General features: G+C 60.1%; 27 protein-coding genes and 1 rRNA gene. 16 read left to right on the forward strand and 12 right to left on the reverse strand.

The window, feature by feature from the left end:
* Positions 1-37: 37 nt before the first annotated feature.
* Entirely contained in the window at positions 38-862 is an 825-nt protein-coding gene (locus FOI68_RS06315) for a hypothetical protein (RefSeq protein WP_143862634.1), read from the reverse strand.
* Between the two features lie 145 nt (positions 863-1007).
* Between FOI68_RS06315 and FOI68_RS06320 the strand changes: the two genes are divergently transcribed.
* Together FOI68_RS06320 and FOI68_RS06325 are read left to right on the forward strand one after the other, a co-directional pair.
* Positions 1008-2087 (forward strand): M42 family metallopeptidase, encoded by a 1080-nt coding sequence (locus tag FOI68_RS06320; protein ID WP_143862635.1) that lies wholly within the window; start codon positions 1008-1010, stop codon positions 2085-2087.
* Positions 2088-2099: 12 nt separating this feature from the next.
* Positions 2100-2615 carry a hypothetical protein gene (locus FOI68_RS06325; RefSeq protein WP_035299880.1) on the forward strand — a complete coding sequence of 172 codons (516 nt, stop codon included), beginning with the start codon at positions 2100-2102 and terminating at the stop codon, positions 2613-2615.
* 47 nt (positions 2616-2662) lie between these two features.
* On the opposite strand, the gene FOI68_RS06330 is transcribed toward FOI68_RS06325, so the two are convergent.
* From FOI68_RS06330 to FOI68_RS06335, 4 genes are all read right to left on the reverse strand, one after another.
* Positions 2663-4072, reverse strand: a complete 1410-nt coding sequence (locus tag FOI68_RS06330) for an HD domain-containing phosphohydrolase (protein ID WP_185973881.1) — start codon at positions 4070-4072, stop codon at positions 2663-2665.
* Between the two features lie 126 nt (positions 4073-4198).
* Positions 4199-4336, reverse strand: a complete 138-nt coding sequence (locus tag FOI68_RS23315) for a hypothetical protein (protein ID WP_162836736.1) — start codon at positions 4334-4336, stop codon at positions 4199-4201.
* Between the two features lie 16 nt (positions 4337-4352).
* Complete coding sequence (locus FOI68_RS23320; protein ID WP_160297121.1) at positions 4353-4514, reverse strand: hypothetical protein; 162 nt, start codon at positions 4512-4514, stop codon at positions 4353-4355.
* Positions 4511-5770 (reverse strand): MFS transporter, encoded by a 1260-nt coding sequence (locus FOI68_RS06335; protein ID WP_143862637.1) that lies wholly within the window; start codon positions 5768-5770, stop codon positions 4511-4513. Before FOI68_RS06335 ends, FOI68_RS23320 begins: the two co-directional genes overlap by 4 nt.
* A gap of 319 nt (positions 5771-6089) precedes the next feature.
* Here FOI68_RS06335 and FOI68_RS06345 point away from each other — a divergent pair, with 319 nt between their 5' ends.
* From FOI68_RS06345 to codY, 5 genes are all read left to right on the forward strand, one after another.
* Positions 6090-6314, forward strand: a complete 225-nt coding sequence (locus FOI68_RS06345; RefSeq protein ID WP_035299884.1) for a hypothetical protein — start codon at positions 6090-6092, stop codon at positions 6312-6314.
* A gap of 201 nt (positions 6315-6515) precedes the next feature.
* Positions 6516-6830, forward strand: a complete 315-nt coding sequence (locus tag FOI68_RS06350; RefSeq protein ID WP_029098722.1) for a YtrH family sporulation protein — start codon at positions 6516-6518, stop codon at positions 6828-6830.
* The gene (locus tag FOI68_RS06355) at positions 6827-7312 is read left to right on the forward strand and encodes a sporulation membrane protein YtrI (RefSeq protein ID WP_035299885.1); all 486 of its coding nucleotides are present in this window, start codon (positions 6827-6829) and stop codon (positions 7310-7312) included. Before FOI68_RS06350 ends, FOI68_RS06355 begins: the two co-directional genes overlap by 4 nt.
* A gap of 136 nt (positions 7313-7448) precedes the next feature.
* Complete coding sequence (locus tag FOI68_RS06360) at positions 7449-8225, forward strand: sporulation protein (RefSeq protein WP_143862638.1); 777 nt, start codon at positions 7449-7451, stop codon at positions 8223-8225.
* Positions 8226-8578: 353 nt separating this feature from the next.
* Positions 8579-9349 (forward strand): GTP-sensing pleiotropic transcriptional regulator CodY, encoded by a 771-nt coding sequence (codY, locus tag FOI68_RS06365; RefSeq protein WP_035299890.1) that lies wholly within the window; start codon positions 8579-8581, stop codon positions 9347-9349.
* 96 nt (positions 9350-9445) lie between these two features.
* Here the strand turns inward: codY and FOI68_RS06370 are convergent, their stop codons facing one another.
* A complete protein-coding gene (locus FOI68_RS06370) occupies positions 9446-10804 on the reverse strand; it encodes an MFS transporter (RefSeq protein WP_051188143.1) in 1359 nt (452 codons plus the stop codon).
* Complete coding sequence (locus tag FOI68_RS06375) at positions 10785-11495, reverse strand: ArsR/SmtB family transcription factor (protein WP_081656477.1); 711 nt, start codon at positions 11493-11495, stop codon at positions 10785-10787. Before FOI68_RS06375 ends, FOI68_RS06370 begins: the two co-directional genes overlap by 20 nt.
* Before the next feature lie 315 nt (positions 11496-11810).
* On the opposite strand from FOI68_RS06375, the gene FOI68_RS06380 reads away from it, so the two are divergent.
* Both FOI68_RS06380 and FOI68_RS06385 read left to right on the forward strand, forming a co-directional pair.
* Positions 11811-13049, forward strand: coding sequence for an MFS transporter (locus FOI68_RS06380; protein ID WP_143862639.1), 1239 nt, complete (start codon positions 11811-11813; stop codon positions 13047-13049).
* Positions 13050-13197: 148 nt separating this feature from the next.
* Positions 13198-14559, forward strand: coding sequence for an MFS transporter (locus FOI68_RS06385; RefSeq protein WP_143862640.1), 1362 nt, complete (start codon positions 13198-13200; stop codon positions 14557-14559).
* On the opposite strand, the gene FOI68_RS06390 is transcribed toward FOI68_RS06385, so the two are convergent.
* Complete coding sequence (locus FOI68_RS06390) at positions 14491-15270, reverse strand: SDR family NAD(P)-dependent oxidoreductase (RefSeq protein ID WP_029098727.1); 780 nt, start codon at positions 15268-15270, stop codon at positions 14491-14493. The two genes, FOI68_RS06385 and FOI68_RS06390, sit on opposite strands and share 69 nt — an antisense overlap.
* Before the next feature lie 147 nt (positions 15271-15417).
* Here FOI68_RS06390 and FOI68_RS06395 point away from each other — a divergent pair, with 147 nt between their 5' ends.
* Positions 15418-15642, forward strand: a complete 225-nt coding sequence (locus FOI68_RS06395; RefSeq protein WP_029098728.1) for a DUF1540 domain-containing protein — start codon at positions 15418-15420, stop codon at positions 15640-15642.
* A 191-nt stretch (positions 15643-15833) separates the two neighbouring features.
* Here the strand turns inward: FOI68_RS06395 and FOI68_RS06400 are convergent, their stop codons facing one another.
* Entirely contained in the window at positions 15834-16424 is a 591-nt protein-coding gene (locus FOI68_RS06400; RefSeq protein ID WP_029098729.1) for a 5' nucleotidase, NT5C type, read from the reverse strand.
* A gap of 92 nt (positions 16425-16516) precedes the next feature.
* On the opposite strand from FOI68_RS06400, the gene FOI68_RS06405 reads away from it, so the two are divergent.
* Positions 16517-17101 carry a cytochrome d ubiquinol oxidase subunit II gene (locus FOI68_RS06405; protein ID WP_143862641.1) on the forward strand — a complete coding sequence of 195 codons (585 nt, stop codon included), beginning with the start codon at positions 16517-16519 and terminating at the stop codon, positions 17099-17101.
* Between the two features lie 79 nt (positions 17102-17180).
* Here the strand turns inward: FOI68_RS06405 and FOI68_RS06410 are convergent, their stop codons facing one another.
* Positions 17181-17711: a DUF84 family protein gene (locus FOI68_RS06410; protein ID WP_143862642.1), complete on the reverse strand. Its 531-nt coding sequence runs from the start codon at positions 17709-17711 to the stop codon at positions 17181-17183.
* A gap of 116 nt (positions 17712-17827) precedes the next feature.
* On the opposite strand from FOI68_RS06410, the gene dapF reads away from it, so the two are divergent.
* The gene (dapF, locus tag FOI68_RS06415) at positions 17828-18691 is read left to right on the forward strand and encodes a diaminopimelate epimerase (RefSeq protein ID WP_143862643.1); all 864 of its coding nucleotides are present in this window, start codon (positions 17828-17830) and stop codon (positions 18689-18691) included.
* A gap of 304 nt (positions 18692-18995) precedes the next feature.
* Here the strand turns inward: dapF and FOI68_RS23325 are convergent, their stop codons facing one another.
* On the reverse strand, positions 18996-19142 hold the full coding sequence (locus tag FOI68_RS23325) for a hypothetical protein (protein ID WP_162836735.1): 147 nt from the start codon (positions 19140-19142) through the stop codon (positions 18996-18998).
* A gap of 266 nt (positions 19143-19408) precedes the next feature.
* Between FOI68_RS23325 and FOI68_RS06420 the strand changes: the two genes are divergently transcribed.
* The 3 genes from FOI68_RS06420 to FOI68_RS06430 are packed head-to-tail and all read left to right on the forward strand — an operon-like array spanning position 19409 to position 22609.
* Positions 19409-20560, forward strand: a complete 1152-nt coding sequence (locus FOI68_RS06420; protein WP_029098733.1) for a cysteine desulfurase family protein — start codon at positions 19409-19411, stop codon at positions 20558-20560.
* 19 nt (positions 20561-20579) lie between these two features.
* Positions 20580-21779 (forward strand): tRNA uracil 4-sulfurtransferase ThiI, encoded by a 1200-nt coding sequence (gene thiI / locus FOI68_RS06425; protein WP_143862644.1) that lies wholly within the window; start codon positions 20580-20582, stop codon positions 21777-21779.
* Between the two features lie 50 nt (positions 21780-21829).
* On the forward strand, positions 21830-22609 hold the full coding sequence (locus FOI68_RS06430; RefSeq protein WP_143862645.1) for a fumarylacetoacetate hydrolase family protein: 780 nt from the start codon (positions 21830-21832) through the stop codon (positions 22607-22609).
* 80 nt (positions 22610-22689) lie between these two features.
* On the opposite strand, the gene FOI68_RS06435 is transcribed toward FOI68_RS06430, so the two are convergent.
* On the reverse strand, positions 22690-22974 hold the full coding sequence (locus FOI68_RS06435) for a hypothetical protein (protein ID WP_029098736.1): 285 nt from the start codon (positions 22972-22974) through the stop codon (positions 22690-22692).
* Positions 22975-23359: 385 nt separating this feature from the next.
* Here FOI68_RS06435 and FOI68_RS06440 point away from each other — a divergent pair.
* Positions 23360-23423 (forward strand): 16S ribosomal RNA (locus FOI68_RS06440); the annotation flags it as partial.

Below are 23423 nucleotides of genomic sequence, written 5' to 3' on the forward strand. Positions count from 1 at the left end.
ATTGTACCACAGCAAAAAGACGAGCGCTTTCGCCCGTTCAGCCCCGCAGAATGTCCTCCACCGGACGCTTCTCCAGGACGTAGCGGACGACCGACTGATCCCGCAGAAGATCGGTCACCACATAGCCCTGCTCCAAGTAACGGGTAAACAGCGTGCGGGTCGCTTCCCGCCAGGCTGCGGCCGCTCCCATGTCCGCCTGTTTCACCGCCTGAAAATGAGCGGGGACGGGCAGCAGCAGCCGTTCGCCGACGTAGTCCGGCCGGATGTCCCGCGGGCGGGGCAGCTCGCCGCTCAGGTCGCAGGACAGCACCTCCGGCACACCGGCCGTGTCCGGGCGTCTGGGCTGACCGGCGCGGTGCCGCTCCACCCGGTTGCTGGCGATGAACCACTCGACCAGGAAGCGGTCGGTCGGCAGCCCCCGGTTCAGGTCGTCGTTCAGCTCGCCGTAACAGTCGGGGAGATAACGGCGGACGACGCCGCCCAGCTTGGCGATGTTCAGATAGCCGTTCACCGTCTCCAGCGGGTCGTACGTCCAGGTGATCTTGGGATACCCGGCGAGCAGGGCTTCCTCCCGCTGCATCCATTTCATCCGGACACCCAACCCCTGTTTGCGGTACTCGGGCAGAAATCCCAGCATGTGCGAGCAGAGGTGCAGTTCCCCGTCCGTGTAGCCGGGAAAGCTGTACAGAAAGCCGATCATCCGGTCGCCGTCGTAGGCGCCGAGAAAGAGGCCGCCAAACTTGGCGACCGTCAGCGTCATGTGCAGCGGAATCACGGACGAGCCGCTCCATATGGTTCCTTCCAATGCTTCCAGTTCCTGCAGCTCCGCCTTGTCCGTCAATTTGCGAAAGGTTATGGTCATGACTGCTTCCTCCATCCGTGTGTGTCTGTACATCCATTCGGGGCGGGAAACCGTATTCCTGCCGGATGGGCGGTTGCATCCCGCTACCCCTTGGCTAATAATAGAAGGGACGCGGTTCGCCGCGTACAGGAGGAGGTTTGCCGGAATGGAACATCAGTTTCAGCTTGAGCTGTGGAAGCGATTGACCGAAGCGCCGGGGATTCCCGGTTTTGAAGGGCCCGTGCGAACCGTTATGCGGGAGTACATATCGACATACACGCAGGAAATCGTCTGCGATAATCTGGGAAGCTTGTTCGGCGTCATGCGCGGGGATGAAAACGGCCCCCGCATCATGGTGGCGGGCCACTTGGACGAAGTGGGCTTCATGGTGACGCGGATCTCGGACAAGGGGTTCCTCTCGTTTCAAACCGTCGGCGGCTGGTGGGGACAGGTCCTGCTGGCCCAGCGGGTGCAGGTCTTGACGCCTGCCGGCGCGATCGACGGAGTGATCAGTTCCATCCCGCCGCACGTGCTGAACGACGATCAGCGCCACCGGCCGATGGACATCCGCAACATGTACATCGACATCGGCGTGGATTCGCGCCAGGAGGCGGAGCGGCTGGGCGTGCGGCCGGGGCAGCCGGTGGTGCCGGTCTGTCCGTTTACCGTGATGGCAAATCCGAAGCGGCTGATGGCAAAAGCGTGGGACAACCGCTACGGCTGCAGCCTGGCGGTAGAGCTGGCCAAGGAACTGCACGAACGCCCCGACCACCCCAACGTGGTCTACGTGGGAGCCACGGTGCAGGAAGAATTGCCGGGCGCCCGCGGGGCCAAGACGGCGGCGGCCGTCATTGAACCGGATCTGTTCCTGGCGCTGGATGCGAGTCCGGCCGGCGACATCCCCGGCGTCAGGGAGGAGGGCGGCAAACTGGGCGGCGGCGTGCTGATGCGGCTGTACGATCCGCTCTTTATCCTGCTGCCGGGACTGCGCGACTTTTTGATCGCGATCTGCGAAGAAGAGAACATCCCCTACCAGTTCTACGTCGCCAAAGGGGGAACGGACGCCGGACCGGTTCAGTACCACGGAAAGGGCGTTCCTTCCGCTGTCATCGGCATCCCGGCCCGCTACATTCACAGCCATGCGGCCATCATCGACCGGGACGACTACGAAGCGGCCAAGCGCCTGCTGTTTGCCGCCGTGCGCAGGCTGGACCGGTCGGCGCTGGACGCAATCCTGCCGCGCTAGGAGGGACGAGGCGTGAACGCTGTAACGTTTTACACCCGGCGTCAGGGCGAAGAGACGTCGTTTGAGTACAACTTCTACGACAATGGCTTCTCCCCGAGCAATCTGGCCGTCCGCAAAGTGCTTATGGCGATGCTGGAGAGCGTCCGCCCCCGCTTGACCCACCTGGAAGTGGAGTACAACGACGGCATGCTGGCCGACAAACTGGGGGCCCGCCGGGCGGGCGAACTGCTCCGGTTTCTGGGGGCGTCCAAAGCGAACATGAGGGAAACCTACAGCGGGGACGTGGTGGTCAGCCGCGTGTTTCGCGCCCCGCTGACGCCCGAGCGCTACGACTACTTTCATACCCTCCCGGACGTTTCCCAGTTGTCCCACTACCGGCTGCAGGAACAGGAGAAGGACCGGATCGTCTTTTACTTTACCCGTTACCTGCAGTTGATCGCGCCACAGCGGGAAGCGGAACGCTTTGCCGCCCGTCTGGAAGCGTACGGACTGCCGTATAGATGGGTGCCCATCGACGGGGAGGATTGAAAAACAAACAGCCATGTTGCTCCAAACGGGTGAGCAGCATGGCTGTTTTATTGCGGAATGCCCGGTTCCCGGTTGAACGGCGGCTGGGCCAGGGCAATTTCGCGGGCCTCGTCGAAGCGGTCGAGCAGGAGCTGGTTGGCCCGGGAGATGTGATGGGCGTGAAAGAACGTCTCTTCCGTCACGCTTTGAAAAAAGGCGTCCACCACTTGGGGACAAAACTGCGTGCCCGTGTTGCGGATGATTTCGTCGCACGCTTTGGAAAAGGAGAGTCCTTTGCGGTAGGCGCGGGACGAGGTCATCGCGTCAAACGCGTCGGCTACGGCGGAGATCCGGGCGACGAGCGGAATGTCCTCTCCCTTCAACCCATCGGGGTACCCTTTTCCGTCAAAGCGTTCGTGATGGTGACGGGTGATGACGAGAATCGTCTCGATCTGCTGCGAATCCTGCGTTCCGGCCTGGGCAAACAGTTTGCGCAGCAGCGCTTCCCCGCGTACCGGATGGGCTTTGATGATCTCGTATTCTTCGTCCGTAAGCCGCCCCGGCTTCAGCAGAATGCTGTCCTCAATGCCGATTTTGCCGATGTCGTGCAGCAGTCCGCCGGTGTACACCGTATCCAGCATCGCCTCGTCCATGCCCATCTGCTTCCCGATGACGCGCATGTAGTAGGCGACCCGCTGGGAGTGGCCCGAGGTGTAGGAATCCCGCTCCTCCAGGGCGACCGCCAGCGATTTCAGGATGCTTTGGTTGGCTTCGGCCAGTTGTTCGCCGCGCCGCTTGGAACTCAGCAGCAGCTTTTCCTGCCGCTGGGTCAGGTAGATCAGGACGGGCGTGATCAGGTAGCTGCCGGCCACCAGCAGGACCAGCAGCGTCTTGAAGCTGGAAAACTGCTGGTAAAAACGCTCTTCCGACGTGACAATGCCGACGTACCAGTCCCACTGCGGAAAGTAGCGGACGACGGAAATTCTGCTTTCGGGAGAAGCGCCGTCCGGGGGTTGCCACTGATACGAGAGGTGGTGTTTTCCCTCGTTCAGCACTTCCCGGATGAGATAGCGCCCTTCTGGAGTGGGGGTGTTGTTCAGGTTCTGCCCTTCCCATTCGGCATGAACCGTCAGGGTTCCCTGAGAATTGAACGCAAACAGGTTTTCTCCCTCGCCCATCGTCAACCGGACGGCGCTGCTGTCGCGCGTGCCGTCAGGCCGTTTGGGGCCGGCAATCAGATCCTTCACCCGCTGTTGGGCTTCGGTGAAGGTGAGGGAGCCCTCCTCGACCCGTTCGTGAAACAGGGAAAGGATTTGGAAGACAGTGTCCAACTGCCTGTCCATCGCTTGCACTCCGTTTTTGTAGTACAGCAGTTGTGCCTGTGAGTACCCGAAGAACACGACGCAGGTAAACAGAATGGGCAGCAGCACGAGGAAAAAGGGGTAAAGGCGCGATTGGGTTGCAGGTTTTAGAGGCAAGGCGCTACGTCCTTTCCGCATTTTGGTATTCTTCTTCCTCATAATAGGGCAAATCGACATAACCTTCAATAAATTCCCCGAATATTGTCGAAAAATAGTGAAGGAGTGGTCGAACCACTCCTTCCGCTATGTCGAGGGACGATTTGGCCCTTCCAGCTTCTTGTCCCCGTACCCCGGACTGTCGTTTTGCGTGGATGCAGGCTGGACGTTGCGCTCGGCACGCACGTCCTGATTGTTGGAGACGCGTTTTTCCGGTAGCTTCACGTGTGTTTCCCTCCTTTCACAGCCATGGTTTGCGGCTGGCCGTTTCCCCGCGGCTCAGACGCTTGTACTGCAGGCTGTCTTCGAGATGGATCAACAGGGACGAAAGCGGCAGGCGCAGCAGGATTTTCGCCTCGGCTGCGGGCATCTCCCGCTCGTCGGCTCCCGGTTCCCCATTCATCGGGCTCCCTCCTTTCTGCCCGCTGTCCGCGGCTTTCCCTGTGCGTCCGGCACCCGGCCCCGCTTGTGGCGCGGCATGGCGTACAAGGCAAACAGGCCGAGAATGGCAGCCAGCAGCACCGTTGCCAGCGCGTAGGCGATCCACGGGTAAGGGCTGCCCACTCCGCCCAGCCGTTCCACCAGGGCGCCGCCGATGCTGGTGCCGAGCGCCGTGCCGATCCCGGAGACGAAGTTGGCCACACCGAAGTAGGCGTTCAGCCAGTTCTCCTTGGCAAAATAGCCGACAAGGCTGTCCAGTACGGGCAGAAACAGCATTTCTCCAATAATGAACAGCACGGCCGATGCGCTGAGCGTGGCGAACTGCCTGGCAAAGCCGATCCCGAACAGCCCGGCACCCAACAGCGCAATCCCCGCCACAAGCGCCAGATACGGATTGATCCGCGCGAGCACGAAGCGGGAGATAACCCCCTGCAGCAGCACAACGCTGACGGAGTTGATGGTCCAGATCAGGCCGATCAGGGTCGAAGTGTGCAGCACGTGTTCGCCGCGCAGGGGGAGCACCAGGGCAAACTGGGCATAGAACGCCCAGATGAGCAGCGAGATGCCGGAGAACAGCAGGAAACTGCGGTGACGCAGGATGTGCAGATACTCCGGCAGCGGCGTCCGGCGGCAGTCCGGCCCCACGCAGCGGTCGTTGGGCAGCGTCAGCCACGTGATGACGGCCAGCGTGGCAAACACCAGGGAGGCGAGCAGAAAGGGCGTTCGGCCAAGGGCAGTCAGCCAGGTGATGGTCAGCCCGGCGACAATAATCCCCAGATGGGCAAAAATGCCCCGCCAGGAAAAGGCGGCCGTCCGCTCCTCCTCCGCCACGGCGTCGGCAATCGTGGCCTTGATCGTCGGGGCGAGAAGCCCGACGCCCAGCCCGTTTACGCCCGAAAACACGAGAAACAGCCAAAACGTCTGGCCCCAGTGATAGCCGAGCATCGCCAGCCCTTGCAGCAGCGCGCCCGCTATCATGACGGAGCGTCTGCCGAAGCGGTCGGACAGAGGTCCCCCGAGGAGACTGGCCGCCTGATAGGCAATGCTCCCCACCCCGAGAACCAGTCCGACTTGCGCGATGGAAAAGGCTCGCACGTTTTGCAGGAAGACGGGAAACACGGGGACGATCAGATAGGCGGCCAGATGCATGAAAAAAACCAGCGCCAAGAGCAGCGTGTAGGTTTTGTTTCGCCGGAGCGATTCCGTTCCCCAAATCATGGCGCCGCCTCCTTGTGACACAGTCTCTCCGATAGTATGGATGAACGCTGGCAAAAACTATGCACCCGAGCTTGCCGTTGGGCGAAAGCGGAAAATCGCGGCGAACAGGCGGCTGTCCAATCCATCAGACTCCCCGCGACATATATCTATTACTGTATACGGCCATGGGCCGAACGTACGGAGCACGGGTACAGGCTGGAGGAACAAGGAGGGACAGATATGAATAGTTTTTTCAAACACGAAGGGTTTGAAGTCATCATCTGGATCCTGGTGATTGTCTTTCTTCTCTCCATTTTTTTTGACGAAGGGATAGAGTAGGATGAGCGTATACCGCCCGATCAGCCGATTGAACCGCTACTACAAAGACAACAAGGGCTTCAGGGCTTGGGTACAGGCCAATGAACAGTGGTTCAAGGAAAATCCGGAAGTGTTCCAGCAGCTTCTGCGCAATCCGAACATGGTCAATCTGTTCATGAATTTGATGGTCATGCACGCGCCGCGCATCCAACGCAAGCTGGGCCGGATGAGACGAAAAAAAGGATGAGAACGAGCGGCATGTCAGCGGCAGGCATGCCGTTTTTTCGCGTCCGGGACAGGTTGCGTTTGCGTGGTGTCCCGGGAACTCGCCGGCGACCCGGCGGGATTGCCATGCCCCCTGATATGGCACCGTTGTTTTCCTCTTCATATTTGCCTGACAAGCGGCGTAGGGATAAGCATACGCTGCCAAGTCGGGAGGAATGAAGGCATGTCTCAGGTGATTCTTACCTTTTTTATCGCGTACGGCATTGTCGTCGGAGGGTCCCTTTCCGGCGGATTGGGCTATTTTCTGGCGGCAGAAAAACCGCCGCTCTGGTCGATGAAGGAACTGGCGGACCAGTTGAAGATCTGGGGGCTGGTGGGCGCTCTGGGCGGCACGTTCGACTCCTTTTTGCAGATCGAAAAGATCCTCGTGGGCCACTTCCACCCCGTGGTAAAACAGTTGGTGATGATCGTGGTGGCGTTTCTCGGCGCCCACATGGGCACGATCACCGTCCAATGGCTGTGGCAGGTGCGTTCATGAGCGTGAGTCTGTGGAAGCGGTACGTCGCCCTGCTGGTGGTAGGCGCCGTGCTGGGCGGAACCGGGGTGCTGCTGGTATACGGGCGGGAAATGGAGCAAATGCTGGTCCTGAACCAGAGTTTGAAACTGTTGACGGAGAAATTGCGGGAAGAGAACGAGGCGCTGAGGCAGTCCCAGCGGGTTTCCCGCAAACAGCAGGACGTCGTGATCGAGGAGATCCGCGTGGTCGTGCTGGATCCGAAGCCGCACCCGACAATCGAGGTGCAGGTGGTGCGCCATTTGGAAAAAGACCTCGCCTCCCTGAAGGGCAAAAAAGTGGAGCAGGTGGCCGGCGTGCACGAGGTGCTGCATGAAATGCTCAGGCGCAGGGAGTACGTCGTGGACGACGAGGGCACGATGGCCGAGGTGCGGGTGAAAACGGTGGCGATCAGCCGCGATCTGTTTCTGTTCGTCACGGTGGAAACGAAGCGGGAGGGAACCTGACGGCGAACAGGCGGTATCGCCGGAAAAAACGCCGCCGCGATGAAACTTTCTGATCCTCCTCCCGTATATCCATACAGAAACTCCGGCGGACCGCGATCCGCAGCGGAGCAAACGGAACGAAGGAGAGAATGAAGCGATGTCGATGTTCAAAAAGCTGCTGGCCAGCGTCGGGATCGGCTCCGCGCAGGTTGACACCCGACTGGAGCAGGATTCCCTCATCCCCGGCGACATGGTGAGAGGGGAAGTCCACATGGTGGGCGGCGACGTAGCCCAGGAGATCGACGACATCTACATGTACGTCGTCACCCACTACGAACGGGAAGTGAACGACAACAAGGTAAAAGAGGAGTGCATACTGGTCAAGCACCGTCTGTCCGAGCGCTTCACGCTGCAGCCGAAAGAACAAAGAGTGCTGCCGTTTGCCTTCCAACTGCCGTACGAGACGCCCCTGACGATGGGGCGGCAGCCGGTCTATCTGCGCACCGGGCTGGACATCAAGAACGCCATCGATCCGGGCGATTCCGACTTCATCGAGGTACGGCCCCATCCCCTGATGGAAAAAGTGCTGGACGCCATCCACCTGATCGGGTTCCAACTGTTCAAGGTGGACTGCGAGTACAATCGCTACCTGGGCCGCCGCTATCCGTTCGTGCAGGAATTCGAATTCCGTCCGACCGGCCCGTACCGCAGCCGTCTGGAAGAGCTGGAAGCGGTCTTCCACCTTCGCGACGGAGAGCTGGAAGTGCTGCTGGAACTGGACAAACGGGCGCGCGGTTTCCTGGGCGTCTTTGAAGAAGCGTTCAACCTGGATGAACGGTATGCCCGCTTCCGCCTGACTGCGGCCGATCTGAACCGTCCGACCGATGTGATTGCCGACCAGATCGACGAACTGATCCGCCGTCAAATTCACTAAGCACGGCAAAAAGACTGCCTGGCGAGTGCCGCTCAGGCAGTTTTTTTTCGCTCACGGATACCAGCGGTCAGTTATCTACCCCGACGATCGACAGCAGGACAAACAGGACGAGAATCAAAGCGATGCCGGTGAAGCCTCCACCTTTAAACAGGTTCATTCTCTTCGCCCCTTCCCGGATGTGGTTCTCTATCATGGTATTGGCAAATACCCGCGCAGGTGCAGGACAGGCGCCGATGGGTCAACGACCTGAAGGTGCCTGTTCCTTTATTGCCTATTTTTTGATTTGCATGTATGAGCCGGGATTTTTCAGACAATACTGAGACCATACATAACCGCAAGGAGGAAGAAATGGAATGAATTTGCTGGAGAAAACGAGAAAGATTAATGTGATGCTGCAAAAAACGATGGGAGGCAGCGGTGTCGGCTACCATGACCTGGCCCGTCTTTTGTCCGACGTCATCGACGCCAACGTCTACATCATCACCGCCGACGGCTCCATCATCGGCAGCGGCCTGCGGCAGGACTTTGCCGTCGGGGAGCGGACGCATGACCTGCTCCCGTCTGGCTATCATCAGCGGCTGCTGGAGGTAAGCCAATCACTGGCCAACGAACCGGTGCAAAGCCCTTACAGCATGGTGACGCCCGACCTGGTGTCACTCTTCCCGCAGATGATGACCACCATCGTGCCGATCAACGCCGGAGGCAGCCGCCTCGGCACGCTCGTCCTGATGCGGGCGTACGGCCTGTTTGAGACGGAAGATCTGATCCTGGCGGAAATCGGCGCCACCGTGATCGGCATGAAAATCGTCCGTCAGCGCACGGAGCAGATCGAAAGCGAGGTGCGCGACAAAACCTTTGCCAAGATTGCGCTCTCGTCGCTGTCGTACAGCGAGCAGATCGCGATCGAGAAAATCATGGAACAGCTCGATGCCAGAGAAGGGCTGCTCGTCGCCAGCCAACTGGCCGACCAGGCCGGCCTGACCCGCTCCGTCATCGTCAACGCGCTCAGAAAACTGGCCAGCGCCGGTGTGCTGGAGTCCCGCTCTCTCGGCATGAAAGGTACCTACATTAAAGTGCTGAACGACAAGTTTCCGGCCGAACTGGCGAAATGGAAGACGTCGTAGCACGTAGCGGCAAAACGCGCCCGTTTCCGCAGGGAAAGGGCGCATGCATGCCCGGCCGATGCGCCTTCGAACGGCGAACACACACACCCGCAGGCGTTACAGCGCTGCGGGTGTGTTTTCGTTGCGGCTGCCGTCGCCAGGTTGGTGCGGCTGCGGCGAGTCGGTCGTTTCCGCCGCCGTCCGGCCGGACCAGAGCGGATGCTCCTCCATTCGGCGAAACTCCCGGAACAAAAGCAGGCTGAGGCCGATCGTCCCAAGCGCCAGGCCGCCGACCAGGAGCAGCGTGTCCGGAGCGGCCCACCTGCGCTCCAGGAGAACAGAGCAAAGCGCGTAGCTGACCGGTCCCAGGCCGACCGACATCAGCGTGAGCAGCGACATCACCCTGCCCAGCTTGGCGGCGGGAACGATCGCCTGTATGTAGGTGATCAGCGGGATGTTGGTCATGCTCATCGCCATGCCGACGGCGAACAGCATTGCCAGCCCAAACGCCAGTTGATGCATGAGCGAGACGGCGGCGATGCCCGCTCCCATCAGCCCGACCACCAGGGGCAGGAACGTGTAGCGCCCGCGGAATCCGCCGCACAGGGCAGTGATGACGCCGCCGGCGATGGTGCCCACGCCGAGCGCCGAACTGAGCGAGCTGTAGGCGCTGCCGTCCCAGCCGAGCTGCTTGACCAAAAGGGGCAGCCCCATGTTGACCGGACCGGAAAACATCATGTTGAGCACCAGGGACGTCCCGAAGATGATCGTCAGGATCGGGATGGAAAAGGTGAAGCGGATGCCTTCCCAGACGTCGCGGAAGTAGGAAGGCCGCGACGCGTGCGGGCGATCCGGTCCCGCTGCCGGCTCCGATGGGACGGGCTGGAGCCGGAGCGTGAAGAGAATCAGCGTACCGGCGAAAAAGGCGGCGGCCATGATCAAAAACATCGGCGGGTACGGGACGGCGTGCAGCAGCAGGGCGGCGACCAGCGGACCGCCGACCATGCTGAGCTGCTGCGAGATTTCCATCAGGCTGTTGGCCCCGGCCAACTGGTCGCGGCCGACGACAAACGGCAGAATGGAACTGCGCGCCGGCCAGAAAAAGGCGTCCACCGTGCCGAACAGGGCGGCCATCGCGTAGGCGGAGTAGGGAAGCAGTTGGCCGGAGTCGTACAAGAGCAGCAGGCCGAAGCCGGAGAGCACCATCCCCCGGGCCAGAATGGAGCCGACCATGATCCGCTTGCGGCTGAACCTGTCGGCGGCCACTCCGCCCGCCAGCATAAACAGCAGGCGGGGAATGGACATGCAGATCAGGGTGGTGCCGAGCACCGTCTCCGATCCGGTCACGTCCACGATAAACCAGGAGAGGGCGACGAAGAACGCACCGTCGGCCAGCGCCGAAATCAGGTTGCCGAACCAGAGCCGGACAAACTGGCTGTTTTTCCACAGCGCGCGTTTATTTTCCTGACGGGTCATGTTCCGTTTTCCTCCTGCACATTTTCCCTGCCGTCACATCGTCTGCATGCACGAATCCCTCGGGCAGCGATTCATCGTCGGCCACGTAGATCTGCTCGTTGGTCATGAAGCCGACGCCGACGAAGTAAAACACTTCTCCCGTGTCTTCCGCCTCCCCGGCCTTGATCCGCTGCAGGTGGCGTTTCTCCATGTCGTTCAATTCCTCCAGCAGGGCGCGATACTTTTTGATCCACGCCTTGAGCTCGTCCCGCGGCGCCTTTACTTCCCCGTTGAAGGCGTAGAGCGGCGGCCGTTTCTCCTCTTCGGCAAAGAGCAGAAACGATTCGTCCGGCGCGTTGTACAGCCGGGTGATGCTGGAACGCAGGTGGTTGAGCATCGCTTCCTGCTGCAAAAGCGTGTCCTCGCGCAGGGAAGGCAGCAGGTCTTCGCTCACCTTGAAATCGAAAGCGACGGAGCGGTAGAACTTCTGCACAATCCCGTTTTTCTCCTCGGTGCGGACCACATGGACAAAGCCGTGGTGCTCCAGCTCCTTCAGATGGTAGTGAACCTTGGAAGGGGAGAGGGAAAGCATCCCGGCCAACTGTTTTCCCGTGTATGCGTCTTTGGTCAGCAGCGTGATCATTTCCAGGCGCAGCGCGTCACTAATGGCGCGCAGTTGTTCCAGACTTTCGATGACCAGATAGCGTTTCAAGAAACAATCACCCTCTTTTAAATATTTGAACATAACGTTATTATTGAAACGTTCAAATTTGTTTGAACAAATTGTATCAGATGAACTTGCAGGTTTTCAAGCATGTTTTTCGATTTGTGATGGAATCCGCATCGCATGTTCCTTGAGGCCACCTCCTGATTCTGCGGGACGATGCACCTCCGCGTCAGCATCCGGCATACGCTTCGGTGAAATCGTCCGCTGCAAATGAACCGGCTTCTCGGACGGGGGATCAATAGAAGCGTTTCCTGACGCAACGTGGTACAATACGGAGAAAACGGTGAAAGGGGTTTGACCATGACGGCGCTTCTGCGTCATCCTGTCTTTCGCCGTCTGTACACGGCTCATGTCATCCATATCATCGGAAACGAGTTCACGTTTATCGCCGTCGTCGGCCTGCTGCACGACCTGAGCGGGTCCGGGCTGTCGTTTGCGGCCGGCACGGTGTTTCGCCTGATGCCTTATGTGATCACCAGCGTTTTTTCCGGCGCCTTGCTGGAGCATTGGGACAAACGGCGCGTCATGATCGTCGTCAATCTGCTGCGGGGCATCCTCGTCAGCCTCTTCTTCTGGATCACGTCGCCAGCCTATCTCTGGGCGGCCTATGTGCTCCTTATTCTGGTCAACATCTGCAGCGCCTTTTTTCAGCCGGCCATGCAGGTGGCCATCGTCCGCACGGTGAAAGCCGACGACAGGCTGGCGGCCAATTCGCTCCTGCAGGGCACGACGTCGTTTTTGATCATCGTCTGCCAGGGGATCGCGGCCATGTTGGTCTACTTGTTTTCCTACCGGTTTAACTTTCTTCTGGACGCCGCCTGCTACGCTGTCTCGCTTTTGATCCTGCTGCGGCTGCCCGCCTTTGCGGACGAGCCGGAGCGGACCGGCAGCGGCTTTGTGCAGCGCCTGCGCGAAGGCTTTCGATACATCGGCAGGCAGCGGGAGATCGCCGGGGTTCTGCTGTACCAGATGGCGGAGCGGTTCCTGGGAGCGTATTACGTCATGCTGATGTACTTCGTGCTGCAGGAGAGAGGCGAGGGGTTGTTCGTCTTCGGGCTGCTGGACATCCCGCTCGGCCTGGGCGGCGTTTGTGCCGGTCTGGTGGCGGGCAGGCTGGCCGACCGCATGGGGACAAAAGGGATCAACATGGCGCTCGGCTGGGCACTGGCGGCGATGGGGGTCTCAATCTACGCGATCTTCCACTCCGGGCCGATCGCCGCTCTGGCGGCAGCGTCGCTGTTCTGCGCCTTTGCCTCGTTTGGCTCGTCGATCCTGGCGGTGACGCGCCTGCAGCAGTTGGCCGATCCCGATTACCTGGCCCGCGTCTTTTCCATCAGGGAAATGGTGACGATGGGCAGCTACTCGGTTGGCTGCCTGATCGACGGGTACGGCGCCCAACAGGCGGGAAGCGCCGCCGTCTCCAGCGGGTTGGCCGTGTTCGGGGCAGCGGCCGGCCTGATCTGGCTGTTGGGCAGCCGCGGCCAAACGGACAGCAGGACGGGCAGGCAGCTTGAAAAGGAAACGAGAGCCGGGATGTAAACGGATCACACCGACGGCGAGGACCTATCCCCTTTGCCTGAAGACAGGCAGGGGAGGATTTTTTCGGTATATTTATAAATATAATAATTGAAAAAGTTTAATAAATTGGCTACAATGATGCCATACCGGAAAGAAAAGGAAGATGCGCGTGAAAGAACTGTGGAGGCAATCGTCGTTTCGCTGGTACTGGTTGGGGGTGTTTCTGTCCGGCCTGGGCAATCAGTTCGGATGGATGGCCTTGACCTGGTTTGTGATGAACAAAACCGGTTCATCCGCCGCCATGGGCGGTGTCGTCCTGGCGTACAACATTCCCGCGGTCTTGGTCGGACTGGTCGCCGGCGTTCTGTTGGATCGCTTTGACCGGCGAAAACTGATCATGCTGGACAACGTGCTGCGCGGCTTGATCTTTTTCGCGCTGGTGGTGCTGCTGCAGATGGAGGGGACGCCGCTGTGGCTGGTGTACGTGCTGATCGTCATCGCCGGGATGCTCTCGCCGCTCAGCAGCGCGGGTGCCCAGACCCTGCTGCCCCGGCTGGTGATAGACAAATCCCTTCTGGTCAAGGCGAACGGTCTGATGGAAAGCCAGTGGCAGATCACGTATCTGTTCGGGCCCGCCGTGGCCGGGGTGTTGATCGCCTGGATCGGGGCGGCCAACGTGCTGGTGGTGGACGCCATCAGCTTTTTCCTCTGTGCCTTCTGTTTCGCCCGCCTGAAGCCGGCGGCGGGATCGGGCAGCTTCGCCGTCGGGCGGATGGACGAAAAAGAGGCGGAGGGGGTCCAAGGGAAGGCTGCGGAAAGCGGCGGCGGAACAGGCGTAGTCGCGATCGGTCCGTTTCTGCGCTCGCTGGCCGCCGATATCCGCACCGGCTACCGCTACCTGCTGGGGCGTCGCCGCCTGTTGTGGCTCGTGCTGTTCACCTTTTTCTTCAACATGGCGTACGGCCCGGTGGAGGTGGGGCTGCCGCTGTACGCCAAGAACGACCTGGACGGCGGGGCGGTCTCGCTGGGCCTGCTCTGGTCTGCCATGGCGGCGGGGGCGCTGCTCGGGTCGATCCTGTTTTCCGCCGTTACCTGGAAAATCCCGACCGGCGTGACGCTGGCGGCCATCATCGGCCTGTGGGGGATCACGACGCTGCCGCTTGCCCTCTTTACCCGCATCGATGTGGCGATGCTGGCGATGGGGCTGGCCGGACTCAGTTTTTCGCCCTACAACATCCTGTACCGCAGCCATCTGCAAAAACACGTGCCCGAAGAACTGCTGGGGCGGGTGCTGACGAGCGTCCGCACGATTACGGGGACGGGAATGCCCGCCGGGGCGGCCGCTGCCGGCTGGCTCATCCCCGTATGCGGAGTGCAGGGATTGTTCGGCGCCGCCTCCGTCGTCTGCGCCGCGACCGGTCTGCTCGCGTTTATGGCACTGCGGCGGCTGGATGAGCCGGAGCTACTTCCGGTTCAGCAGGGGGGCGAGGAGGCGCTTCACGCCGTGGGGCAGCATCGCATAGAGCAGTGACAGGAGATGCAGCCGGAGGGGCATGGCCACTTCCGGCTGCTTTGCTTCCACGGCCCGGATGATCCGCGCCGCCGTCTGCTCCGGCGTCAGGAGATAGCGGCGGACTTTTTCCCTATACCCGCCTGTCTGGTCCGCCCGCTGCAAAAACGGCGTGTCGATCGGGCCGGGCATGGCGCAGGTGACGTGGATGCCGCTGTCCGCCAGCTCATGGCGCAGGCCTTCGCTCAGCCGGATCACGGCCGCTTTGCTGGCGGCGTACACGGCCGCTTTTGCCGTCGCCACCTGGCCGGCCAGCGAGGCGATGTTTACGATGTGGCCGGAGCGGGCCGCCAGCATCATCGGCAAAAAAGCGCGGATGACGTACAGCGGACCCGCGATGTTGGTGGCCAGGATGGTTTCCAGCTCGTCCAGGCGCATCTGGGCCAGCGGAACGAAAACGGCAGTGCCCGCGTTGTTGTAGAGAAGATCGCAGCGGCCGAAGCGAATCTGTACCCAGGCGGCAAATTGCCGCACGGCTTCGTTGTCGGTGACGTCGAGCCGGTGGAGGAACAGGCGGTCCGGAGCGCCCAGCCGTTCGCGCATCGCTTCCAGACCGGCCATGGACCGGCCGGTCGCGATCACCGTATCCCCTTTCGTCAGGTGAAGTCTCGTCAGTTCCTGCCCGAGTCCGCCTGCTGCGCCGGTAATGACGACGATGCGCGGGTTGGTCATGAAACAGGTCTCCTTTCGCGAAAACATGCCGGGGGAACCGGCAGTTGGCATGGTTTTTGTACGGGCGCGATGCCATGTAAAGCCTCTGTTTGCGGGGGTATAAGCTGTTTGTTTGTGGTGAAGGATAGCCCCTAGGAGGTGAAACACATGCCCATCGTCAAATGCAGTGTCGCCAACTGTGAATACTGGAGCGAAGGCAACAACTGCACCGCCGACATGATCATGGTGGAAGTGGACAGTCACGCTCACGCAGACTTTAAAGAAGAGTTTGCCGGCGAGTACGGACACGACAGCCAGCACAAGGATCAGGCGAATGACTCCTCCCAGACCTGTTGTCACACGTTCAAACCGAGGAAAACCGAGAAAAAGTAAGGAAAAAAAGACGTATCCCGTGCCGGGGATGCGTCTTTTTCCATGCGCTGCGGACCGTTCCATTCTCTGCGGACCGTTCCAAGCGCTGCGGACACCGTTCCGAGCGCTGCACACACCGTTCCGGACCGGCGTGCGCCCCTTCGCCGGCTCCTCGGCGGGGGAGTCCCCTCTCCGTTGAGCGGTTGGGCGCTTTACGCGTTGGCCTTTTCCAGCGCCAGCCGCTCCACCAGGGCGTCCACCTGCTCCCAGGAGGTGACCCGGTGCACCAGCCGGGGCAGCGTTCCCTGGTTGTACGGGGTGTCGAACAAAAAGACCGGGATGCAGAGGGCGTCAGCCAGCTGCAGCGCGTTTTCCAGCCGGTCTTCCAGAAACAGGTCCACCTGCCACTTTCGGGCGGCGGCCAACTTGTCGTGCGAGCCGATCAAATCCATATGGTGGTACGGAATCTGATAGCGGGAGAACCAGTTTGCGGTGACGTCCAGATGACGGGCCTCGCGGGCGCTGATGTACACCAGCTTGTGCCGCTTGTACCACTGGCGCAGTACCCGGTCGGCCGCGCCGTGGACAGGGGCGTTGTCGTACAGGCGCTCGCCGTGCTTGTCCAGCCAGTCCGCAAAGACCTCGTCGCTGATCCCATAGACCGTGGCCAGATTGTAATCGATACAGTCTTCGTATCGCAACTGTTTGCCAAAGCTTTCATTCATCAGAGGGACTATGCTGCTCGGCTCCGTGACGGTGCCGTCAATGTCAATGCCAATCGTTAGGGATTTCTCTGGTTTCATCCTCTCGCCTCCAGTTTAAATTGTACACCCTCGGCAGAGAATAAGGCTACTTCCTTCATCACAATCCTTTGGAAAAAGGAGCTGAGCATGGCATGGCGTACGATCGAGACGAACGTGTGAATGCCGAGCGGAAGGAAGGGGACAACGGCCTTGCGGAGATGTTCGATCAGCGGGACACCGAGTTTGCCGACTCCTGGATGGGGGCTGTGTTGGATGAGAATCCCGTCCGTTCCCGTGGGAACATCCAGTATGATCCCCACACCCAGACCGAACGTTATCTGGGGGAACAAAGCGTGGACGCGGCAGGAGCCGACCTGACGCAGCAGGTGAACCGGGAAGGGGACAAACGGGGCGACAATCGCCCGGATGCCTCTCCCCTGACCGGGGACGACGTGGAAACGGCGGCCGAAATTGCCGAACCTATCCGGGAGACGCGCACCACTGACGACGTCGACGCGCAGGCGGAAAACGGAGCCAGCGGGATTGGCTGGACAGGATTGGGCTTGTCCATTCTGTCGCTGTTCCTACTCCCGTATATCGTGGCTCCCATTGGCATGGTGCTGGGATACCTGGCGTACCGGCGAAATGCTCGTACGCTCGGGGTCTGGGCGATGATCGTAGGGGCGATCGCTATTCTCGGTGCGCTGATCATCTACCCGTATTACATCGCCCGATGACGACGGCGCCACGCCGAAAAAACCTCTCCGGTGACGGAGAGGTTTTTTCCTGTCTGTTTTGCCTGGGCGGCCTGGGGGATTATCGGTACAAAGCGGAGACGAACGGGGTGACGGCGGCGATGACGGCGTCGCGAAACACCTCGGCCCGCCGGATCCGTCCCCCCGTCAACAATCCGTAAGCGCCGCCCCGCTGATTGCTCCCTGTGGTGCCGCTCCACTCGTCGATGATCGTCCGCAGCTCGATGCCTTCCCGCTGGATCCGTTCCGCCGCCTTGTTGGGGATGGGAAAGAACAGTCCCTTGCCCAGGCAGAGCTGCCTGCCGTTCCAGGCAGCGCAGACGGAGAGCAGATACCATTGGTTCGTGTACCGGTCGTCAAACGTCAGGCCCCCTTCCAGCCCCAAGCCGATGTCGGCGTTCGGGACCCGGTCAAGCACCGCTTTGGCCCGGTTGACCGCCCCGGCGATCGTCTCTTCTTCCGAAAGCGGCTGGGCGGAGACGCCGGACGGCACCGCCAGACAGATCGGTTCCGTTCCCGTCGCCAGCACCACTGCCGTCTTTTTCGCCTGATTGGTCGTGCCCAGCGCAAAGCGCAGCGCGGACATATCCATGTCGCACACCTCCTGCTCCAGATTGGCTAGGGGTAGTATACCACTTTCCCACGCCCCGGACTTCTGTGGTAAGATAAAGCGAGAAAAACAATCGGAGCAAAAATGAGGGGCGAACCATGAAATTTACCAAAATGCACGGACTGGGCAACGACTACGTATACGTGGACTGTTTTTCCGAACCGCTGACGGGCGTGGATCTGCCGGAACTGGCACGGAGGGTCAGCGACCGCCACTTCGGCATCGGCGGTGACGGCTTGATCCTGATCATGCCCTCGGAGCGGGCCGACTTTCGCATGCGGGTCTTCAACAACGACGGCAGCGAAGCGAAAAACTGCGGTAACGGCCTGCGCTGCGTGAGCAAGTATGTGTACGACCACGGACTGACGGACAAGACGTCGTTTTCCGTGGAAACGCTGGGCGGCATTGTCACCCCGTCCGTCACGGTGGGAGCGGACGGCAAGGTGGAGCAGGTGACCATTGACATGGGGGAACCGCAGTTTGTCCGGGCGGCCATCCCCATGACCGGAGAGCCCGCCGAGCGAGTGATCGGACAGCCGCTCACCGTCGACGGCCGCACGTTTACCATGACCGCCGTCTCGATGGGCAATCCTCACGCTGTTCTGTTTGTCGATGAAGTGAACGAAGCGGACGTGGTGAAGTACGGGCCGGTAATCGAACGGCACGAGTGGTTCCCCGAGCGCACCAACGTGGAATTCATCCAGGTGCTGAACCGGCGGGAAGTGCTGTTCCGCGTCTGGGAACGCGGTTCGGGTGTGACGCTCGCCTGCGGCACGGGAGCGTGCGCCGCGGCGGTTGCCGCGAGCCTCAGCGGCATGACCGACCGGACCGTAACCGTTCATCTGGCGGGCGGGGATCTGGTGGTCGAATGGCGGGAGAGCGACAACCGCGTGTACATGACCGGGCCGGCAACAGAGGTATATTCTGGCGTATATCACGGTCCGATTCCGCATGCAGACTGACCGCTGATCATGGATCGTTGGCCTTGGCCGTCCCTTTGCGCAAAGGGGACGGTCTTTTTTTGCAAAGGAACGGCCTCACATGCGCACACTATGGAAAAGAACGTGAAGCGAGGTGCGCTGATGGCGGCAAAGTTTGCGTATGTGACAGCGACGATCGTCGGATTGCTGATACTGGTCGGGTACGCGTACTGGCGGAGCGTGAGACGATAAGGGGGGAATCATGGACCGGGGCAGAGGCGCAAAAAAGCGTGGAAGTCCGCACAAGGAGCCGTGCTTCTTCCACGCTGACAGGAAAGGCAAAGGGTCACCCGTTGTACACCTCGTTTAAGTAGGCGGTTTCCGTTTGATCAAACTGCGTGCTGCTCAGCTTCGCCAATTCGGCCTGCAGCCGTTTCAGCTCCGCCTCCATTTTGCGGATTTTCTCTTCCATCTCCATCGTCCGTGTCGTCATGGTGCTTCTCTCCTCGTTCTCTAAATTTATTGACTATTCTAACGAATAGGCCGCGTTATGTAAAGAGCCTGCCTGCCAATGTAAGCGTTTGTGTTTGTGAACAATTTGTGAAGGTTGTGCCACCTTTTTTCTCCCCGGCGTTGTTCCCCGCCGAAAAGTGGGAGAAAATAAGGGGAAGTATGCTCCCGGCTATATGTTGATCGGAACTGTCGTGTTATGATGAAAAGTAGACTTTGGGCGATCAGCCCTCAGGAAGGTGTGGACTGGTGATTTATTTGGACAACAGCGCCACGACCCGTCCTCATCCGCAGGTGGTTGAGGTGGTCAAACGGGCGATGGAGACCTACTACGGGAATCCGTCCTCGCTGCATCAAAAAGGGCTCGAGGCGGAGAACATCCTGAAGCAGGCACGTGCGGTCGCCGCCCGTTTCCTCGGGTGCAAACCGTCGGAAATCGTCTTTACGTCCGGCGGCACCGAGAGCAACAACGCGGCGATCAAAGGTGTGGCGATGCAGTATCAGAGCCGGGGAAGACATATCATTACGACGAGCGTGGAGCATCCCGCCGTCTATGATGTATGCAAGCAGATGGAAGAGTTCGGCTTTTCCGTTACCTATTTGCCGGTCGACAGCGCGGGTCGTGTCTTGGTGGAGGACCTGAAACGGGCGATCCGGCCCGACACCATTCTCGTTTCCGTCATGCACGTAAACAACGAGTTGGGGACGGTGCAGCCCATCGCCGAGATCGGCGCCCTGCTGAAGCAGTACCCGAAAATCCTGTTCCACGTCGATGCCGTGCAAAGCGTCGGAAAGCTGCCGATTCGCCTGAAGGAGTGGGGCATCGACCTGCTCAGCGTATCGGCCCATAAATTTTACGGACCGCGGGGTATCGGCATCCTGTACAAACGGGAGGGATTGATTCTCCAGCCGCTGTTGATGGGCGGGGGGCAGGAGGGCGGTTTCCGCTCCGGAACGGAGAATCTGCCGGCCATCGCCGGCATGGCCAAAGCGATCCGATTGCTGGAAGAGATGGGGCCGGAAGAACCCGCCCGGCTGGCGTCCATCACCCAGGTGCTGCGGCAGGGGTTGGCCGAGATTCCCGGATGCGTCGTCAACACGCCGAGCGAGGGAGCGGCCCCCCACATCGTCAACGTCTCGTTTCCCGGGATGAAGGCGGAAGTGCTGCTGCATGCGCTGGAGGAACGGGGCTACCTCGTCTCCACCAAATCGGCCTGCTCCTCCAAGGCGAACGAACCCAGCCGGGTATTGATGGCCGCTCTTCAGGACCGGGAGCGGGCACTGTCGGCCATTCGCATCAGCGTGGGCCGGGAGAACACCATCGAGGAGGCCCGAGCGTTTGTTGCCGCCGCGGCGGAGTGCGTCGCCAGCATCCGTCCCCATATGAAAGCGAAAGCGTAACTATGTAAAGGAGCAAACCATGAAGTACGATGTCATTTTGATTCGTTACGGCGAACTGGCGTTGAAAGGCCGGAATCGCGATTTGTTCGAAGAAGCCCTGGTGCAGAGCGTCAAAAGCGTGCTGCGCCCGTTTGCCAACATCAAGGTGCGCCGCAACTACGGCCGCATGTACGTGGAACTGCACGGAGAGGACGCCCATGCGGTGGTGGAACGGCTGCGCCGCGTTTTCGGCATCTCCTCCATCAGCCCCACTGTTCAGGTGGAGCCGGATGAACAGACGATCAAGGCGAAGGCGTTGGAACTGATCCGCCACATGCAGCCGCAGCCGAAAACCTTCCGGGTGGAGACCCGCCGCGCGGACAAGCGTTTCCCGAAACAGTCGATGGAAGTAAGCCGCATGGTGGGAACGCACATTCTGCGCAGCATCCCGGAAATCAAGGTGGATGTTCACCAGCCGGAAGCGGTCGTGAACATCGAGATCCGCGCCGAGGGCACGTACATCAGCTGCGAAACCATTCCCGGTCCCGGCGGTCTTCCGGTCGGCTCCGGCGGCAAAGTGCTGCTCTTGCTCTCCGGCGGGATTGACAGCCCGGTTGCCGGCTGGATGATGATGAAGCGGGGCGTCACCCTGGAAGCGATTCACTTCCACAGCTATCCGTTTACCAGCGAACGGGCCCTGCAAAAGGTCCGCGATCTGGCCCACAAGCTGGCCCACTGGGGCGGGACCGTGCGGCTGCACGTCGTTCCCTTTACGGAGATTCAGACGGCCATTCGCGAAAAGTGTCCGGAAGACTACCTGATCACCATCATGCGCCGGTTCATGATGCGGATTGCCGAGCGGGTCGCCGCCAGGACCGGCGCCTTGGCGCTGGCGACCGGCGAAAGCCTGGGCCAGGTGGCTTCCCAGACGCTGGAGAGCATGAACACGATCAACAAGGTCGTCTCGATTCCGATTTTGCGTCCGCTGATCGGCATGGACAAGACGGAGATCACCGACATTGCCCGGCGTATCGATACGTACGAGCTGTCCATTTTGCCGTACGAAGACTGCTGCACCATTTTTACGCCGAAAAATCCGGTGACCCGGCCCAAGCCGCATGTGGCTGAACGTTTCGAGGAAAAACTGGACGTGGAGGCCTTGGTGGAGGACGCCGTGAACCGCACCGTGATCGAGGAGATTACGGCGGAGCCGCGCGAAGCGGAAACCGACTTGTTCTGAGCGGCAGAGACAGATGGAAGAGACGGAATCAAAACAGGGAGGGGAAGGCCATGATCATCCGCTATGAACGAAACGGCAAAGTCAAGCATGGCTGGATGGTGGAAGCGGAAAACAAGGTGCGGGTGATTGAAGGGGACATCTACAAAGTGAAGGCGGCCAAGCCCATCATGACGGGACTGGAACTGCCGCTTGACGAGATCGTGCTGAAATCGCCCTGCACCCCGAGCAAAGTGGTCGGCATCGGTCTCAACTACCGGGACCGCGCGGAAGAGATGGGGATTCAGCCTCCGGCGGAACCGGCCATCGCTGTGAAGCCGTCCGCTGCGCCGGCCGGACCGGGCGAGCCGATTGTGTTCCCGGGGCGGCCCCACTCCCTTCATTTTGAAGGGGGACTGGCTGTCGTGATCAAAAAGGAGGCGCGTCACATCACAGCGGAAGAGGCCGACGAGTACATTCTCGGGTTTACCTGCGCAGTCGAAGTTGCCGGCGGCGAGCGGCAGCAGCACGACGGGCATCAGACGGAATCCGAGGAAGCTGACTCGTTCTGCGCATTGGGGCCGGCGATCGCCGCCAAGCTGGATTACGAGGATTTGCGCATCGTGACCCGAGTCAATGGGGAGGTGCGTCAGGATTCCAGCACCAGGCAGATGATCTTCCCCATCCCTCGTCTGCTGGAGGCGGTATCGTCCGTCATGACGCTGCTTCCGGGCGACGTGATTTTGACCGGCACGCCTGCGGGGGCGGGCGAACTGCACCCGGGCGACGAGATTTCCGTGACCGTTGAAGGCATCGGCACGCTGACTACGCGTGTGACAGTCGGCAAGGCTTAGGCCGTTTTTCAACTCAACGGACAAGACCCCTTCACAGAGTGGGAGGGGTCTTGTTTTGCTGTGCCGGACAGGATGAGGTTTTACAGCGGCTCCTCGTTCATCCCCGGATCGTCGTGAACGGGATGGGCGCTTTCGTCTTGACGCGGGAGGTCCTGATGGAGATCACGATACTCGTAAGTGAAAGCGGAGATCGCATGCTGGCCGGGTTCCCATCCGGTCGCTTTGCCCAATCGATCGTTCGTGGCAGCTCCATACGGGCCTTCCGGGAACTCTTCGGGGATGATTTCGTTTCGCTGCGATTCCACCGTGGAGAGTTCACTGTAACGTTGGTTGTCGTATTCCTCATACGTTGGTTTGGGGGCCATTTCGACACCGTCCTTTCTTGCGAAAACGTCCTACGGCTAGTGTGAAATAAAAAAGGAACCGATATTCGTTTTTTTCTCTTGACCTGCGGCTGTATTTCATATATATTTAAAAACTGTCGCGAGCAATCAGGTTCACTTAACATGCTTGCGAAAAAAATAAAAAAACCCCTTGACTTAGCAAATGGGTTTTTGTTATATTAAATCTTGTCGCCGCTGAGCGAGAAGGAAAATAAAAAAACTTCTTGCAATAGCGAAGACGATGTGATATAATGAAAAAGTCGCGCTTGAGCGACTGAGAAAATGAATGCTCCTTGAAAACTGAACAGCGAAAGCGTTGAACGAGCCTAGCAATTCTTTTTCTTTAAGCTAATGATTCAACTCAACTTTATTGGAGAGTTTGATCCTGGCTCAGGACGAACGCTGGCGGCGTGCCTAATACATGCAAGTCG

The sequence above is a fragment of the Brevibacillus sp. LEMMJ03 genome, from assembly GCF_007197875.1.
Lineage (GTDB): Bacteria > Bacillota > Bacilli > Brevibacillales > Brevibacillaceae > Brevibacillus > Brevibacillus thermoruber.